We start from the raw sequence: 14,301 nt of genomic DNA, 5'->3' as shown, positions 1-14,301 counted from the left end.
CGAAGATCGAGACGCAGTAGGGGGTAAGATGACGGTCAAGGAAATGCACGAGATGCCGCACGAGGTGCGGTGCGACGACCATGTGCTGATACCCATGCGCGACGGCATCAACCTGTCGGCGCGCATCTGGCGGCCCAAGGACAGCGATGGCGCGCCGGTGCCCGCCATCCTGGAGTACATCCCCTACCGCAAGCACGATTTCACGGCGACCCGCGACGCCATCAACCACCCGTACTTTGCCGGCCACGGCTATGCCGCGGTGCGGGTGGACATCCGGGGCTCGGGCGACAGCGAAGGCGTGCTGGAAGACGAGTACCTGGAAAGCGAGCTTCAGGACGGCTGCGAAATCATCGAGTGGCTGGCCGAGCAGCCGTGGTGCGACGGCAACGTCGGCATGATCGGCATCAGCTGGGGCGGCTTCAACGGCCTGCAGATTGCGGCCCGCCGCCCGAAGCCGCTGAAGGCCGTGGTGTCGGTGTGCTCCACCGACGACCGCTACACCGACGACGTCCACTACATGGGCGGCTGCCTTCTGGGCGACAACCTGTCGTGGGCGTCGACCATGTTCGCCTACAACAGCCTGCCGCCCAATCCCAACACCGTGGGCGACAAGTGGCGCGAGATGTGGATGGAGCGCCTGAAGGGCAGCGGCCTGTGGCTCGCCAAGTGGCTGGAGCACCAGCACCGCAACGACTTCTGGAAGCACGGCTCCATCAACGAGGACTGGAGGCTGGTCACCACGCCGGTCATGGCCGTCTCGGGCTGGGCCGACGGCTACACCAACGCCGTCTTCCGCCTGCTCCAGCACCTTCAGGGTCCCAAGCAGGGCATCGTCGGGCCGTGGAGCCACAAGTATCCCCACAATGGCGAGCCCGGTCCGCCGGTGGGCTTCCTGCAGGAGTGCATCCGCTGGTGGGACCACTGCCTGAAGGGGCGCGAGACGGGCATCATGGACGAGCCCATGCTGCGCGCCTGGATCCAGGACAGCGCCCCGCCCACGACACGCTATGAGATCCGTCCCGGCCGCTGGGTCGGCGAGCCGTGCTGGCCGTCCGACAACATCGAGCGTCGGCGCCTGCCGATGGCGCCCGACCGTCTGCTGGACGCGGGCTCCGAGGGCGAAGTGGCGCCCGACGACGTCCGCACCCTGCAATCGCCCCTGTCGGTGGGGCTCTATGCCGGCAAGTGGTGTTCCTACGCCGCCGGGCCGGACCTTGCCCACGACCAGCGGGAAGAGGACGGCGGCGCGCTGACCTTCACCACCCAGCCGCTGGAAGAGGACCTGATGCTGCTGGGCGCGCCCTGGCTGGAACTGGAGCTGACCTCCAGCGCGCCGGTGGCCATGGTGGCGGCCCGCCTGTCGGACGTGCGCCCCACCAACGAGGCGACGCGCGTGACCTGGGGCGTCCTCAACCTGACCCACCGCGAGACACACGAGCACCCGACGGCGCTGGAGCCCGGCGAGAAGTACCGCGTGTTCCTCAAGCTCAACGACTGCGGGGCGACGATTCCCAAGGGCCACCGCCTGCGCCTGTCGCTGTCCACCAGCTATTGGCCGCTGGCCTGGGCGCCGCCCGAACAGGTGGCGCTGCGCGTCTACATGAAGGGCTCGCACCTGACCCTGCCCATCCGCACGCCGCAGCCGGAAAAGGACGAGCAGATCCGCTTCGGCCCGGTGGAGCACGCGCCGCCGATGGAGACCACCACGCTGGACGTCGGCGAGAGCACCTGGCGCGTCATCCGCGACCTGGCCACCGATGTCTCCACGCTGGAGGTGGTCAAGGACGACGGCCGCTTCCGCATCGACTCAGAGGGGCTGGAGGTCTGGTCGGACACCCGCGAATGGTATTCCAGCTACAACAACGAGTACGACTCCTTGCGCGGCGAGACCCTGTGGAGGCGCGGTTTCCGCCAGGGCGACTGGGAGATCGAGACGATCACCCGCACGGTCCTGACCTGCGATGCGGAAAACTTCTACATCCGCGCCGACCTGGACGCCTACGAGGGGGAGACGCGCGTGTTCTGCCACAGCTGGAACGAGACCATCCGTCGTCAGCTGGTGTGATTCCGGGCGACACAAGAAATTTTACATTGTCGACCGGCAAGGCCGGAGTCCAGCGACAACGATTTCAATCGTTGGCGCCCATGCCACCGGCGTGACAGAGCCTTTGCGCATCGGCCCCCTGTAGGGTATCAGGGGGCCGACTTCTTTTTGTCCGGCAAGAGGTTTGCTTCCATGACTGCCTGCCCCTGCGGCTCCGGCCGCGATTACGACGCCTGCTGCGGTCCTCTCCTTGCCCGCGAGGCCAAGGCGGAGACGGCGGAAGCGCTCATGCGCTCGCGCTATACCGCCTTCACGAAGGGCGATGTTGATTATCTGGAAGAAACCCTGCGCCCTGACACGCGGGACGATTTCGAGCGCGAGGCGGTGGCCGAGTGGTCGCGCGAAAGCGACTGGCAGGGCCTGGAAATCCGCTCCACCGAGGGTGGCGGCCCGTCCGATGACAAGGGCGTGGTGGAGTTCGTGGCGCACTTCTCCTTCCAGGGCAAGCCGCAGGTCCACCACGAAACCAGCGTCTTCGCCAAGGACGGGGACACCTGGTACTACGTGGACGGCAAGATGGGTCCGCCGCCGCGCAAGGTGCAGAAGGTCGGCCGCAACGACCCCTGTTCCTGCGGATCGGGCAAGAAGTTCAAGAAGTGCTGCGGGGCGGCGGCCTGAGCCGTCCGTCAGCGGAACACCCAGAACTTGTTGAGCAGATAAGTGGTGGGCGGCACCACGCCCACCGCCACCATCAGCGCCAGTGCGTCGGGCAGGGCGTCGAAGCGCTCCACCAGCCACAGCGTGCCCTGGCTCATGGAGAAGCCGCCGACCACCGTGGCGACGAACCTGGGCAGGCGCGCGGCCGAGCCCGCTCCGGTGCCGTCGGCGGCGGCGGCCCGGAAGGTCCACCGGCTGTGGCCGATCCAGGAGACGGCGACGGCGGTGAGGAAACCGATCACGTTGGCGTGCAGCGGCGGGGCGACCGACAGGGCGGCCAGGGCCGTCAGGTAGTGCACCGCCGTCGCGGCCAGGCCGACGACGCCGAAGCGTGCTATTTCCATCACCGGCAGTCCGGCCAGCCGCGCCAGCGGCGTTCGGCGCAGGACGCGCGCGGCTGTCGTCGTCGTCGGATCGCCGTTCGTCATTGGGCGGCGCGCTCGGCGGCGGGGGCTGTCCGCAGGCGTTCGGGCGCCGCCGGGGCCTCGACGGAGCCGCCGGACCCGCGCCGGACGCTACGGACCAGATAGATCGGGCGCTGCTTGACCTCCTGGAAGGTGCGGCCCAGGTAATCGCCAAGCACCCCAAGCGACAGCAGTTGCAGGCCGCCCAGGAACAGCATGACCGTCAGCAGCGAGGCGTAGCCGGGCACGTCGACGCCCAGGATGAGCGTCTTGGCGATGGTGAACAGCGCGTAGACAAAGGCGAGAACCGCGACCACCGCGCCGATGTAGCTCCACACGCGGAGCGGCAGGGTGGTGAAGCTGGTGATGCCGTCCAGGGCGAAGTTCCACAGCTTCCAGTACCGCCACTTCGTGTTGCCGGCGGCGCGTGGGGCGCGGGTGTAGACCACGGCGGCCGATCGGAAGCCCACCCAGGCGAAGACTCCCTTCATAAACCGGCTGCGCTCGGGCAGGCGGCGCACGGCCTCGACCACCGCCCGGTCCATGAGGCGGAAGTCGCCGGTGTTCACCGGGATCGGCACGTCGGTGATGCGGTTGAACATGCGGTAGAAGGCCAGCGCCGTTGTGCGTTTCAGCCAGTTGTCGCTGTCGCGGTTGGCGCGCGCGCCGTAGACGACATCATAGCCCTCGCGCCATTTTTCGACCATCTGGACGATGACCTGGGGCGGGTCCTGCAGGTCGCAGTCGATGGGAATGACCGCGGCGCCCGAGCAGTATTCCAGCCCGGCCGTCAGCGCCGCTTCCTTGCCGAAGTTGCGCGACAGGTCGACCACCACGAGCCGCGGGTCCCGCTCTGCCCGTTCCAGCAGCAGTTGCAGCGTGCGGTCGCGGCTGCCGTCGTTGACGCAGACGATTTCCCACGTCAGTCCCAGGCCGTCGAGCACGGGCATGATTTCGCGGAAGAAGATGTCCAGCACCTCTTCCTCGTTGTACATGGGCGCGATGATGGACAGGTCGACCGTCTGCGGAGCCGGGGCGGCCGTCTCGCCGCTTGACGCCCACGGCACGGGACTTCCACCGCGCGGCTTGAGCGGGGTCGAGTGGGCGGCGGTGAAGGGCATGGCGACATCCTCCGGCAGACGGACGGTCCGCATGGAACGGTAGCCATGGCTGCGGCGTGAGTCGCGGGTTCATGCGCGGTATGGGCGATCCATCGGGTGACGCCGAAAGAATGGCCCTCGCCGCGGAGCGCGGTAGCCCCGCGCGGGCGGCCTGCACGTCGTTCTGATTACGGCCCAAGACGCCGCGACAGCGGCCCGGCCGCCGGTGCATTGTTTCCCGACGCAGCGTGAGATGCCGGAGGCGGGAAATGACGGTGCATGGCAGCAGCAGACCGGCTGCGACCCAGGCGCGGGTACTGGTGTTGGGCTGCGTTGCCGGTGTCGTGATTCTCTTGGCCGTGACATGGCCGCTCTGGTTGGCCGGTGCCGTGCCCGGCTGGGACAGGGTGCCGCACAGCATCTGGTACCTTTCGCTCAAGGAGCAGTTGGCGCTGGGCGACCCGTACCCGCGGTGGCTGGTGAACGGCAATGCCGGGCTGGGCAGCCCGGCCCTCTATTTCTACGGCTTCGTGCCGGTCAGCGTGGCGGCTGCCACCGGCACCGCGCTAGAGGCCGTCGGCCTGCACCGGGCGCCGCTTCATGGCCTGGCCGTGGCGGCCACCTTGTTCAGCCTGGCCGGATTCCTTGGCATGGTGGTGCTGATGCGTCGGCGGGTGGGGGCTGTGGCGGCGCTGATTGCGGGGCTTGTGCTTGTCCTCCATCCCTTTGCCTTCGCGTTCGACCTCTTCCAACGTTTCGGCTTTGCGGAGCACGCCGCCATCATGACGTTGCCGTGGCTGGCGGCAGCGGTGCTGGGCGTGCTCGACGGCCGGCGCCATGCGGTGCTGATGCTGGTGGTCGTCGCCGCCGTTCTTGTGACGACGCATTTGCCGAGCGCCGCGATCGCCGCCGCCGTAACCGGTGCGGCGGCGCTGGCATTGGTGCTCATGCGTCCGAAGGGGCGCCGGGCGGGAGTTCTGGCGCGCCTGGTGCTGGCCGCTGTCCTGGCGCTGGCGCTGGCAGCTCCCTACCTTGCCACGGTCCTGACCCAGGCCGCATGGGTATCGGTCGATGCCCTGGTCGACCAGGAGGTCTTCGACTACCGCAGAAATTTCGTTTTCACCGGTCCGCACCGGACGGCACGGGAGGTCACGGCTTGGGCCGTGATTCCTTCGCTCGTGGTGATCGTGGCCGGCATTGCGGTGTCCCTCTGGCGTCTGCGGGCCATGGCGGATGGGGCGCGGCAGCTTTTGGTGCTCGGGTCCGCCACGGCGCTTGCCAGCCTCTTTCTCATGACTGAAGCCAGCGCGCCGCTATGGGCGACGATCGAGCCGCTTCAGATGATCCAGTTCCCGTGGCGCGTCGTGGTCGGCCTGACCCTGGCCACGGCGGTGCTGGCCGGGCTGCTTGTCGATGTGGTGGCGGAGCGGCCGAAGGGTGTGGTCTCGGCGGGGCTCGTGACGGTGATTGCCGCTGCTGGCGCAACGGCGCTTCCGGCGGTCGAGCGGACGGCATGGCTGTACGTATCGGTATGGCGCCAGGGGGCGGATGCCTTTCCGATCTCGGACCTGATCGACCTGCGACAGGACATGCGCGAGTATCGGCCCGCCTGGGCGGACCCCGCCCTGCTGAGCCCGAAGTCGCTGGACGCCGTCCGAAGCCGGCAGGCCGAGGGTGAACCCGCAGGCCCCGTCCGGGTCGCGATCGGACCGGACCGGATCACGGCAACGGGAACGGTCGGGCAGCCGACGTGCTTCCTTCTGGACCACTTGTACTATCCCGTCTGGGGGCTGGGCGGCGCGGCCCGCGGGGGCGCAACGCGATTCGGGCCCGGGCCCGACGGGCGCATGCAGGTCTGCGTTCCGCCCGGACCATTCGCGGTGCGGATCGAGCGCCGCATGACGCCGGCCGAGCTTCTGGGAATGGCGCTCGCGATCAGTGCCGCACTCACGATGGCCGGTTTCGCACTCTCGGGACGGCGAAGGTTCCAGGCCGGTGCCGGGCCGGTGCGTCCTAATATGGCACCAGAACGGACGAGCGGCGGATAGGACGGAGATGCTGATGACGGCCACCTCGACTCCCAAGGCCGGGCGCCGTGCCAGGATGCGCGGAGCGACGCCCTTTGCATTGGCGCTCGTCTCTCTGGCCGCCTACGTCCTGCTGAACGAGGGCCTGCGCAACCACCTGGCCGACATGCGGGCGGTCATCGCCGCCATGACGGGAGGATGAGCCGCCCATGACCCTGCTCGTCGTGATCCTCTACCTTCTCGCCAGCCTTGTGGGCGCTGTCCTGGTGGTGCGGCACCTTGCCGGCGCCGGTCCGCTTGGCCGGTTGCTGTGGGGTGCGGCCATGCCGCCCCTGCTGTTCTTCACGCCGCCGCTTCTGTTGGCCTACGCCGAGTTGGCAGGGGCGCCCCCGTCCATGGCGCCGGGACCGTTGTTGGCCGTGCAGGCGGGGCTCGTCGGCCTGCTCTGGGCGGTGCTTCGTGTGCGGAGGACGCGACAGACGGTGGCGGGCACGCCGGCCGGACTGGCGGCGGAGGGCGCGGAGCCCCGCGCGCCGATGGTTCTGGCGCGCGCCGCGGCGTGGCTCGCCGGGCTGACATTGATGGGGGCTGGCGTGCTGCTCGCCCTTGGGTTTCCGCGCGGGTTCGAGGTCTGGGCCTACCACCTGCCCATCGGCCTGCACATCTTCGACACCGGATCGGTGCGGCCGTGGGACCACGCCTACATGCACACCTTCCCGGCCAACATGAGCCTCTATGCCGGCCTGCTGCTCCAGGCCCTGCCCGAACGGCTGGTCGCCGTCGCCAACCTGCCGTTCCTGCTGCTGACGGCGGTGGCCGTCTACGGCCTGGGCCGGGTGACCGGCGGCGGGCGCGACGGGGCACTGTTGGCGGCGGCCGGTGTGGCCACCATCCCGGTTTTCGCCTTTTCCAGCCTGGAACTGGGCGCGGACGTCGCCGGGGCGGGCCTGCTGGCGCTGGCCTTCCTGGCCGTCTTTCTCTACCGCGCGCGCGACGAAAGAGGCTCTCCCGCCGCGGCCCTGCTGCTGGCCGGCGCGCTGGCGGGGCTGGCATACGGGTTCAAGCCGCTGCATGTGGTGCCGGCGGCGGTGCTGGGCGTGGCGATCCTGGCAGGCGCCGCCGCGCGGAGCGACAGGCCCGTGCGGGCGATGGTGCGCGACGGGGGCCTCTATGCCCTGGGCGTGGTCGTGCTGGCGGGGCCGTGGCTGGCGCGCAACTGGATCGAACTGGGCAGCCCCGTCTATCCGATCAACGTGCCGCCGGTCACCGACTGGCTGGGCTTCGCCACGGCGCCGGACGTCGATTACTCGGCACGCGAGTCGACCCAGTTCGAGTGGGTGCGCCAGCCGCTGGAGTGGTTGGCCTATCCCTGGATCGAATGGCATTATATCGACCAGAACTTCAAGCACAGCTCCGGCTTCGGCGCCTTTTTCGCCGCCCTGGTGCCCGTGGCAGTCCTGGCGGCGGCCTGGCGGGTGCTGATGCCCGCGCACCATCCGGAGCGGCGGGCGGCGCGTTTTTTCCAGGCGGTGCTGCTGGCCGCTGCGCTTGTGGTCGTGGCGCTGTGGTGGGTGATGAACGACCGCCAGCCGCGCTACATCATGGGCGCCATCGTGCTTGCCGTGCCCCTGGTGGCGCCACTGGTGGCGGAGGCTGCGGGCCGTTGGCGCACGGGGCTGGTCGGCGTCGGCGCGGCGGCCTGCGTGCTCATGCTGACCGTGCTGGCGAGCCGCGAGGCCATGACGGCGGGCAGCCAGTTCGTCGCCTCCAGCCGCTTTGACCGTCACGCCTTCTACGACTATCCGCAGGGCATCGATGCCCTGCCACCCGGCAGCACGGTGCTGAACCTGGGGCCGCGGGCGCGCAACTACATGCTGCGGGGCGCAGGCCTGGAAAACCGCGTCATCGGCTTCCACCGGCTGCGGACGGCGCTTGACGCGACCGGGGCGGCGGGCGGCACGCTGGGGCACCTGCGGGCGCTCGGCGTGACACACGTCTACACGCAGGGTCCGCACCGTGTTCCGCTGGATGCCTGCGTGGGGCTGGACCCTGTCGCCCGCATGGACCGGAACCCGGACAACGGCGTGCCGCTGGCGGAGGTGCGGACGCTGTGGCGCGTGACGGATGCCTGCGCCGACGGCGGCCGCCAGTCCGCCAGTGCCCGCTAGGCCCTGAAGCCGAGAAGCGTCTCCAGAACCTTCCTCAGGTGGGGACGGAACGCCGCCGCCTTGGCCTCGTCGAAGGCAAAGGGCGGCGTTTCCTCCATGTAGGCGGCCTGCGCCAGTTCCATCTGCACGGCGAAGACGCTCTCGCCGGGCCGGCCGTAGTGGCGCGTGATGTAGCCGCCGATGAAGCGGCCGTCGACCACCGCCGGATGCCCATGGGTCGAGATTTCCGCCAGCACCAGCGCCAGGGCTTCGCGCAGGGCCGAGGGGCAGCTTTCGCCCATGGCCGTGCCCAGGTTCAGGTCGGGCAGGCGGCCCTTGAACAGGCGCGGCACGTGGCTGCGGATGGAATGCGCGTCATAGAGCAGCGCGAATCCGTGACGGTCCTTCACCCGCGCGATCTCCTCGGCCAGCGCGGCATGGTAGGGGCGCCAGCAGGTCTCCACCCGCTCCGCGACCTCGGCCTCGCCGGGGCCCCGGCCGTCGGCATAAAGCGGCGCGCCGTCGAACAGGGTTTCAGGACACAGGCCGGTGGTGGCCTGGCCGGGATAGAGGCTCTCGTTGCCGGGCGGGCGGTTGAGGTCGACGACATAGCGCGAATACCGCGCGGCAAGCACGGTCGCCCCCATGCCGCCCGCGAAGTCGTAGAGGCGCGGGATGTGCCAGTCGGTGTCGGGCAGCGTCCGCGCCTCGGGCGTCAGGCGCTCTTCCAGTCCCGGCGGCAGCGCCGTGCCGCAGTGGGGCATGCTGACGATGAGCGGGCTGTCGCCGCGGGTCAGGTCGTAGACATCGGGCATTTGGGGGGTCCTCAGGCCGGGTCCAGGTCGAAGGTCACAGCATCCTCCAGTCCGCCGTCCCGCACCAGCGCGCCGATGGCCGAAAGGTCCGGCGCGAAATAGCGGTCCACGTCGTACCGCGGCACGCGCGAGCGGATGACGCTGAGTGCGGCTTCCATGTCAGGCGAGGACTGAAGCGGGCGGTGGAACTCCAGCCCCTGCGCGGCGGCCAGAAGCTCGATCCCCACGATGTCCGCCACGTTGCCCGAGATGTCGCGCAGGCGGCGGGCGGCGAAGGTCGCCATGCTGACGTGGTCCTCCTGGTTGGCCGACGTCGGCAGACTGTCGACGCTGGCCGGGTGGGCGAGGGTCTTGTTCTCGCTGGCCAGCGCGGCGGCGGTGACGTGGGCGATCATGAAGCCCGAGTTCAGCCCCGGCTCGGGCACCAGGAAGGGCGGCAGGCCGCTGATGGAGGCATCGATCAGCATGGCGATGCGCCGCTCCGCGAGGGCCCCGATCTCCGATGCCGCGATGGCGAGCTGGTCGGCGGCCATGGCGACGGGCTCGGCGTGGAAGTTGCCGCCCGATATGACTTCGCCCGTATCGCCCAGCACCAGCGGGTTGTCGGTGACGCCGTTGGCCTCTATGCGCAGCGTGCGCGCGGCCATGCGCATCTGGTCGAGCACCGCGCCCATGACCTGCGGCTGGCAGCGCAGGGAATACGGGTCCTGCACGCGGTCGCAGGCCTCGCCCTGGTGGCTGGCGTTCAGCGGGCTGTCGGCCAGAAGGTCGCGCAGGGCTCGGGCGACGGAAATCTGGCCCGGCTGGCCGCGCAGCTCCGAGATGCGGGCGTCGAAGGGCTTGTGGCTGCCCTTCACCGCCTCCACCGACAGCGCGCCCGAAACGACGGCGGCCTTGAAGCAGCGCTCGATCTCGAACAGGCCGGCGAGCGCCAGCGCCGTGGACACCTGCGTGCCGTTGATGAGCGCGAGCCCTTCCTTGGCCTTCAATTCGATCGGCTCGACGCCGGCGCGCTTCAGCCCTTCGGCCGCGTCGACCGTCTCGCCGTTGATGCGGATGTGGCCGACGCCCAGCAGAACGCCCGACAGGTGGGCGAGCGGCGCCAGGTCGCCGGACGCGCCGACGGACCCCTTGGCCGGCACCACCGGCATGGCGCCCGCGTGGTAGAGGCCGAGCAGGGCGTTGACGACCTCCGGCCGGATGCCCGATGCGCCGACGGCCAGGCTCGCGATCTTGCTCGCCAGGATCAGCCGCACAACGCCGTCGTCGAGCGGCTCACCGACGCCGGTGGCGTGAGAGAGGATGAGGTTGCGTTGCAGGGTGTCCAGGTCTTCCGGCGCGATGCGCTTCTGCGCCAGCTTGCCGAAGCCCGTGTTGATGCCGTAGACGGCGGCGTCGCCGGCGGCGATCCGTTCGACCAGCGCGCGGGAGTCGGCCATGCGCCGGCGGGCGTCGTCGGGCAGGGCGATGGGGGCGGCGTCGCGATAGATGCGGCGCAGGGCGTCGATGCTGAGCCCGCCGGGGGTGAGGGCGATGGCGTCGGGGGAGGTCGTCACGCGAACAGCCTTTCAAGAACACGGGTGAAACGGGCGGCGTTGTCTTCGTCCAGCGGATGACGGCCGTCCTCGACGACCGTCCGGCCGCCGACGACGACGTGGCGCACGGTGGTGGCGTTGCCGGAGAAGATCCAGCTGTCCACAAGCGCGTCGCCGGAACGGGCGGTGAGCAGGGGGTGGGCGTCGTCCAGCGCCACGATGTCGGCCCGCGCGCCTTCGGCCAGGGCCCCGATGTCGGCCCCCATGGCCTGGGCGCCGCCCGCCACCGCGCCACGCAGGAGGCGGGCGCCGGTGGAGGCTTGCGGGCCGCCGGCAAGCACGGTGCGGCGGCGGGTGGTCAGGCGCTGGCCGTACTCCAGCCACCGCAGGTCCTCCACCGGGCTGATGGAGATGTGGCTGTCGGACCCGATGCCGAAACGGCCACCGGCGGCGAGAAAATCCTCCGCCGGGAAGATGCCGTCGCCCAGGTTGGCTTCCGTGGTGGGGCACAGGCCGACGACGGCGCGGGCCTCGGCCATGCCCACCACCTCGTCGTGGTCGACGTGGGTGGCGTGGATCAGGCACCAGCGTTCGTCCGGGGCGGCGTTCTCCAGCAGCCATTGCACCGGGCGGCGGCCGGTGTGGTGGATGCAATCGTCCACCTCGGCGGTCTGCTCGGCGATGTGGATGTGGATGGGGCCGTCGGAGCGGGCGGCGGTCACCTCGGCCAGCAGGTCGGGCGGAACGGCGCGCAGGGAGTGCGGGGCGATGCCCAGGTCCACGTCCTCGGCATCCCCATAAGCGTCGTCCAGCCGCTCCATCAGCCGCAGGAACCCGGCGCCGTCGTGGCCGAAGCGGCTCTGGCCGTCGGACAGCGGCGCGCGGTCGAAGCCGGCCGTATTGTAGAGCACCGGCAGCAGGGTCATGCCGATGCCGGCGGCGCGGGCGGCGGCGACGGCGCGGTGGCTCATCTCCGCCGGGTCGCCATAGGGCGTACCGCCGGGGGCGTGGTGGAGGTAGTGGAATTCGCCCACACGGGTGAAGCCGGCCTTCAGCATCTCGATATAGGCGCGTGTCGCCACCACCTGGAAATCATCGGGCTTTATGCGCCCGACGGCGGTGTACATGGCGTCGCGCCAGCTCCAGAAGCTGTCCGCCGCGCCCTGGCCCGCGCGTTCCCCCAGCCCGGCGATGGCGCGCTGATGGGCGTGGCTGTGCAGGTTGGGCACGCCGGGAATGGCCGCGCCCCCCATTCGCTCCGCGTCGGCGGGGCAGGGGGCGCCGGCGGTGACTTCGGCGATGCGGCCCGAGGCGTCGGCCGCCACCGTCACATCCTCCGCCCATCCGCCGGGAAGCAGGGCGCGGGGGAAAAACAATTTGCGCATGGCCGTCTCCGAGATATTATAGGCAAGCCTATACAAGGTTAGGCAACCGGCGCAAGCGTCCTGCCGCGAGGCGGCTCTGGGTGCGGCGCCGAAGCCCGGAGGAGACGCCGCCCATGACGCCCGCCACCCGCTGGGACTCGCTCTGGATCAACGTTTCCGCCGCCACCATGGAGCCGGACGGTGCCGCCTATGGCGCCATCGAGGACGCGGCGGTGGCGGTGAAGGACGGCCGCATCGCCTGGGTCGGCCCGCGCCGCGATCTGCCGGACGCGCCCGAGTCGCTGGCGGAAACGCTGCATTACGGGCGCGGCGGATGGCTGACGCCGGGCCTCATCGACTGCCACACGCACCTCGTCTACGGCGGCAACCGCGCCCGCGAGTTCGAGATGCGGCTGGAGGGTGCGACATACGAGGACCTGGCCCGCGCCGGCGGCGGCATCGCCTCCACGGTGAAAGCGACGCGGGAGGCCGATGAGGAGCAGCTTCTGCAAAGCGCCCTGCCGCGCCTGGACGCCCTGCTGGCCGAGGGCGTGACCACCATCGAGATCAAGTCCGGCTACGGCCTGGAGCGCGAGGCGGAATTGCGCATGCTGCGCGTCGCCCGCAGGCTGGGGGAGGTTCGGCCCGTCACCGTGCGCACCACCTTCCTGGGCGCCCATGCCGTGCCGCCGGAAGCCAAGGAAGACCCAGACGCCTATGTGGACCGCGTGTGCGACGACATGCTGCCCGCCGCCGCCGACGCGGGGCTGGCCGACGCCGTGGATGCCTTCTGCGAGAGCATCGGTTTCACGCTCGCGCAGACCCGTCGGGTGTTCGACGCCGCCAAGGCACGCGGCCTGCCGGTGAAGCTTCATGCCGAGCAGTTGTCCAACCTGGGCGGTTCGGCGCTGGTGGCGGAATACAACGGCCTGTCCGCCGACCACATCGAGCACCTGGACGAACAGGGCGTGGAGGCCATGGCGAAGGCGGGCGTCGTCGCCGTGCTGCTGCCGGGTGCGTTCTATGTGCTGCGCGAGACCAAGCTGCCGCCCGTCGACCTGCTGCGCACCCGCGGCGTCCCCATGGCGCTGGCGACCGACTGCAACCCCGGTACGGCGCCCGTGACATCGCTGCTGCTGATGCTGAGCATGGGCTGCACCTTCTTCCGCCTGACGCCCGAGGAAGCGCTGGCCGGCATCACCCGCAACGGGGCGAAGGCCCTGGGGCTCACCGATCGGGGCATCCTCCGCGAAGGGCTGCGCGCCGACATGGTACTGTGGGACATCGGACATCCGGCGGAACTGTCCTATTACGTCGGCCTCAACCCCTGCCGCGCCGTTATGCGGGGCGGGCGCCTGCGCGGGGAGGGAGCGGCGTGAAAACCGTTTCCGCCAGTCAGCCGCGCTATCGCCAGATCAAGGAGACGCTGCGCAACCGCATCCTCTCCGGCGAGTGGCCGGAGGGCTTTCAGTTGCCGTCCGAGAACCAGCTTTTGAAGGAGTTCTCCGTCAGCCGCATGACCGTCCATCGGGCGCTGCGGGAACTGACGGACGACGGCGTGCTGACCCGCGTGCAGGGCGTGGGCACCTTCGTCGCCGAACGGGCGGCCTCGGCGGAAATCCTGGAGCTGCGGCCGGTCTCCGACGAGATCGCGGCGCGCGGCAACCGGCATTCGTGCCAGGTGGAACTGCTGGAGGAAGCCACCGCCGACGCCCGGCTGGCGCGCAGCTTCAACCTGCCCGTCGGGGCGCGGCTGTTCCATTCCATCGTCGTGCACTACGAGAACGAGGTGCCGCTCCAGTACGAGGACCGCTGGGTCAATCCCAACATCGCGCCCCGCTACCTGGAACAGGACTTCCGGACCAAGACCCCGACGGAATACCTGACCGAACTGGAGCGCACGCCCGAGGTCGAACACATGATCGAGGCCGCCTTGCCCGGCGCCGGCGCGGCTGCCCTGCTCAACATTCCCGAAGGCGAGCCCTGCCTGCGCCTGACGCGCCGCACCTGGGTGCGCGGCCATGTGGTGACGCTGGCGCTGCTGGTGCATCCGGGCACGCGCTACCGCCTCGGCACCCGCTTTACGGCGCGGCCCGGACAGGTGCCGCTGGATATCGCCCTTTAAGGCTTTACGGCTTCACGGAAACG

Annotated in this window: 12 protein-coding genes; 7 read left to right on the top strand and 5 right to left on the bottom strand. The window is 70.0% G+C overall.

The features are described 5' to 3' along the window. The first annotated feature begins 28 nt into the window (after window positions 1-28). Both LG334_RS17030 and LG334_RS17025 read left to right on the top strand, forming a co-directional pair. The gene (locus tag LG334_RS17030) at window positions 29-2,065 is read left to right on the top strand and encodes a CocE/NonD family hydrolase (protein WP_404379833.1); all 2,037 of its coding nucleotides are present in this window, start codon (window positions 29-31) and stop codon (window positions 2,063-2,065) included. A gap of 171 nt (window positions 2,066-2,236) precedes the next feature. Further along, a complete protein-coding gene (locus LG334_RS17025) occupies window positions 2,237-2,722 on the top strand; it encodes a YchJ family protein (protein ID WP_404379832.1) in 486 nt (161 codons plus the stop codon). 8 nt (window positions 2,723-2,730) lie between these two features. On the opposite strand, the gene LG334_RS17020 is transcribed toward LG334_RS17025, so the two are convergent. Together LG334_RS17020 and LG334_RS17015 are read right to left on the bottom strand one after the other, a co-directional pair. After that, entirely contained in the window at window positions 2,731-3,189 is a 459-nt protein-coding gene (locus tag LG334_RS17020; RefSeq protein ID WP_404379831.1) for a GtrA family protein, read from the bottom strand. Beyond that, entirely contained in the window at window positions 3,186-4,319 is a 1,134-nt protein-coding gene (locus LG334_RS17015; RefSeq protein WP_404379830.1) for a glycosyltransferase family 2 protein, read from the bottom strand. Before LG334_RS17015 ends, LG334_RS17020 begins: the two co-directional genes overlap by 4 nt. A 215-nt stretch (window positions 4,320-4,534) precedes the next feature. Here LG334_RS17015 and LG334_RS17010 point away from each other — a divergent pair, with 215 nt between their 5' ends. Genes LG334_RS17010 through LG334_RS17000 form a run of 3 tightly spaced genes read left to right on the top strand, consistent with a single transcriptional unit; the run spans window position 4,535 to window position 8,460 of the window. Continuing rightward, on the top strand, window positions 4,535-6,313 hold the full coding sequence (locus LG334_RS17010; protein WP_404379829.1) for a hypothetical protein: 1,779 nt from the start codon (window positions 4,535-4,537) through the stop codon (window positions 6,311-6,313). Window positions 6,314-6,326: 13 nt separating this feature from the next. Further along, window positions 6,327-6,494 (top strand): hypothetical protein, encoded by a 168-nt coding sequence (locus tag LG334_RS17005; RefSeq protein ID WP_404379828.1) that lies wholly within the window; start codon window positions 6,327-6,329, stop codon window positions 6,492-6,494. A 7-nt stretch (window positions 6,495-6,501) separates the two neighbouring features. Beyond that, window positions 6,502-8,460, top strand: a complete 1,959-nt coding sequence (locus LG334_RS17000; RefSeq protein WP_404379827.1) for a hypothetical protein — start codon at window positions 6,502-6,504, stop codon at window positions 8,458-8,460. Here the strand turns inward: LG334_RS17000 and hutG are convergent. From hutG to LG334_RS16985, 3 genes are read right to left on the bottom strand one after another with little or no spacing between them, the layout of a single operon-like run. Then, window positions 8,457-9,254, bottom strand: coding sequence for an N-formylglutamate deformylase (gene hutG, locus LG334_RS16995; RefSeq protein WP_404379826.1), 798 nt, complete (start codon window positions 9,252-9,254; stop codon window positions 8,457-8,459). The genes LG334_RS17000 and hutG overlap by 4 nt on opposite strands. Before the next feature lie 11 nt (window positions 9,255-9,265). Then, entirely contained in the window at window positions 9,266-10,810 is a 1,545-nt protein-coding gene (gene hutH, locus LG334_RS16990) for a histidine ammonia-lyase (protein WP_404379825.1), read from the bottom strand. Next, window positions 10,807-12,174 (bottom strand): formimidoylglutamate deiminase, encoded by a 1,368-nt coding sequence (locus tag LG334_RS16985; RefSeq protein WP_404379824.1) that lies wholly within the window; start codon window positions 12,172-12,174, stop codon window positions 10,807-10,809. Before LG334_RS16985 ends, hutH begins: the two co-directional genes overlap by 4 nt. 113 nt (window positions 12,175-12,287) lie before the next feature. Between LG334_RS16985 and hutI the strand changes: the two genes are divergently transcribed. Next, window positions 12,288-13,532 carry an imidazolonepropionase gene (gene hutI / locus LG334_RS16980; RefSeq protein WP_404379823.1) on the top strand — a complete coding sequence of 415 codons (1,245 nt, stop codon included), beginning with the start codon at window positions 12,288-12,290 and terminating at the stop codon, window positions 13,530-13,532. Continuing rightward, entirely contained in the window at window positions 13,529-14,278 is a 750-nt protein-coding gene (gene hutC / locus LG334_RS16975; protein ID WP_404379822.1) for a histidine utilization repressor, read from the top strand. Before hutI ends, hutC begins: the two co-directional genes overlap by 4 nt. The last annotated feature ends 23 nt before the right edge of the window (window positions 14,279-14,301 follow it).

This window comes from Caenispirillum salinarum, assembly GCF_044803115.1.
Taxonomy (GTDB): Bacteria; Pseudomonadota; Alphaproteobacteria; order Rhodospirillales; family Rhodospirillaceae; genus Caenispirillum; species Caenispirillum salinarum_A.
This window is presented reverse-complemented; position numbering and strand designations above follow the sequence as displayed.

What these genes read in the sequence shown, in the direction of transcription:
- LG334_RS17000 (WP_404379827.1), top strand. Translation starts at nt 6,502, where the DNA reads ATGACCCTGCTCGTCGTGATCCTCTACCTTCTCGCCAGCCTTGTGGGC.
- LG334_RS17005 (WP_404379828.1), top strand. Translation starts at nt 6,327, where the DNA reads ATGACGGCCACCTCGACTCCCAAGGCCGGGCGCCGTGCCAGGATGCGC.
- LG334_RS17020 (WP_404379831.1), bottom strand. Translation starts at nt 3,189, where the DNA reads ATGACGAACGGCGATCCGACGACGACGACAGCCGCGCGCGTCCTGCGC.
- hutI (WP_404379823.1), top strand. Translation starts at nt 12,288, where the DNA reads ATGACGCCCGCCACCCGCTGGGACTCGCTCTGGATCAACGTTTCCGCC.
- LG334_RS17025 (WP_404379832.1), top strand. Translation starts at nt 2,237, where the DNA reads ATGACTGCCTGCCCCTGCGGCTCCGGCCGCGATTACGACGCCTGCTGC.
- LG334_RS17030 (WP_404379833.1), top strand. Translation starts at nt 29, where the DNA reads ATGACGGTCAAGGAAATGCACGAGATGCCGCACGAGGTGCGGTGCGAC.
- LG334_RS17010 (WP_404379829.1), top strand. Translation starts at nt 4,535, where the DNA reads ATGACGGTGCATGGCAGCAGCAGACCGGCTGCGACCCAGGCGCGGGTA.
- LG334_RS16985 (WP_404379824.1), bottom strand. Translation starts at nt 12,174, where the DNA reads ATGCGCAAATTGTTTTTCCCCCGCGCCCTGCTTCCCGGCGGATGGGCG.
- LG334_RS17015 (WP_404379830.1), bottom strand. Translation starts at nt 4,319, where the DNA reads ATGCGGACCGTCCGTCTGCCGGAGGATGTCGCCATGCCCTTCACCGCC.
- hutG (WP_404379826.1), bottom strand. Translation starts at nt 9,254, where the DNA reads ATGCCCGATGTCTACGACCTGACCCGCGGCGACAGCCCGCTCATCGTC.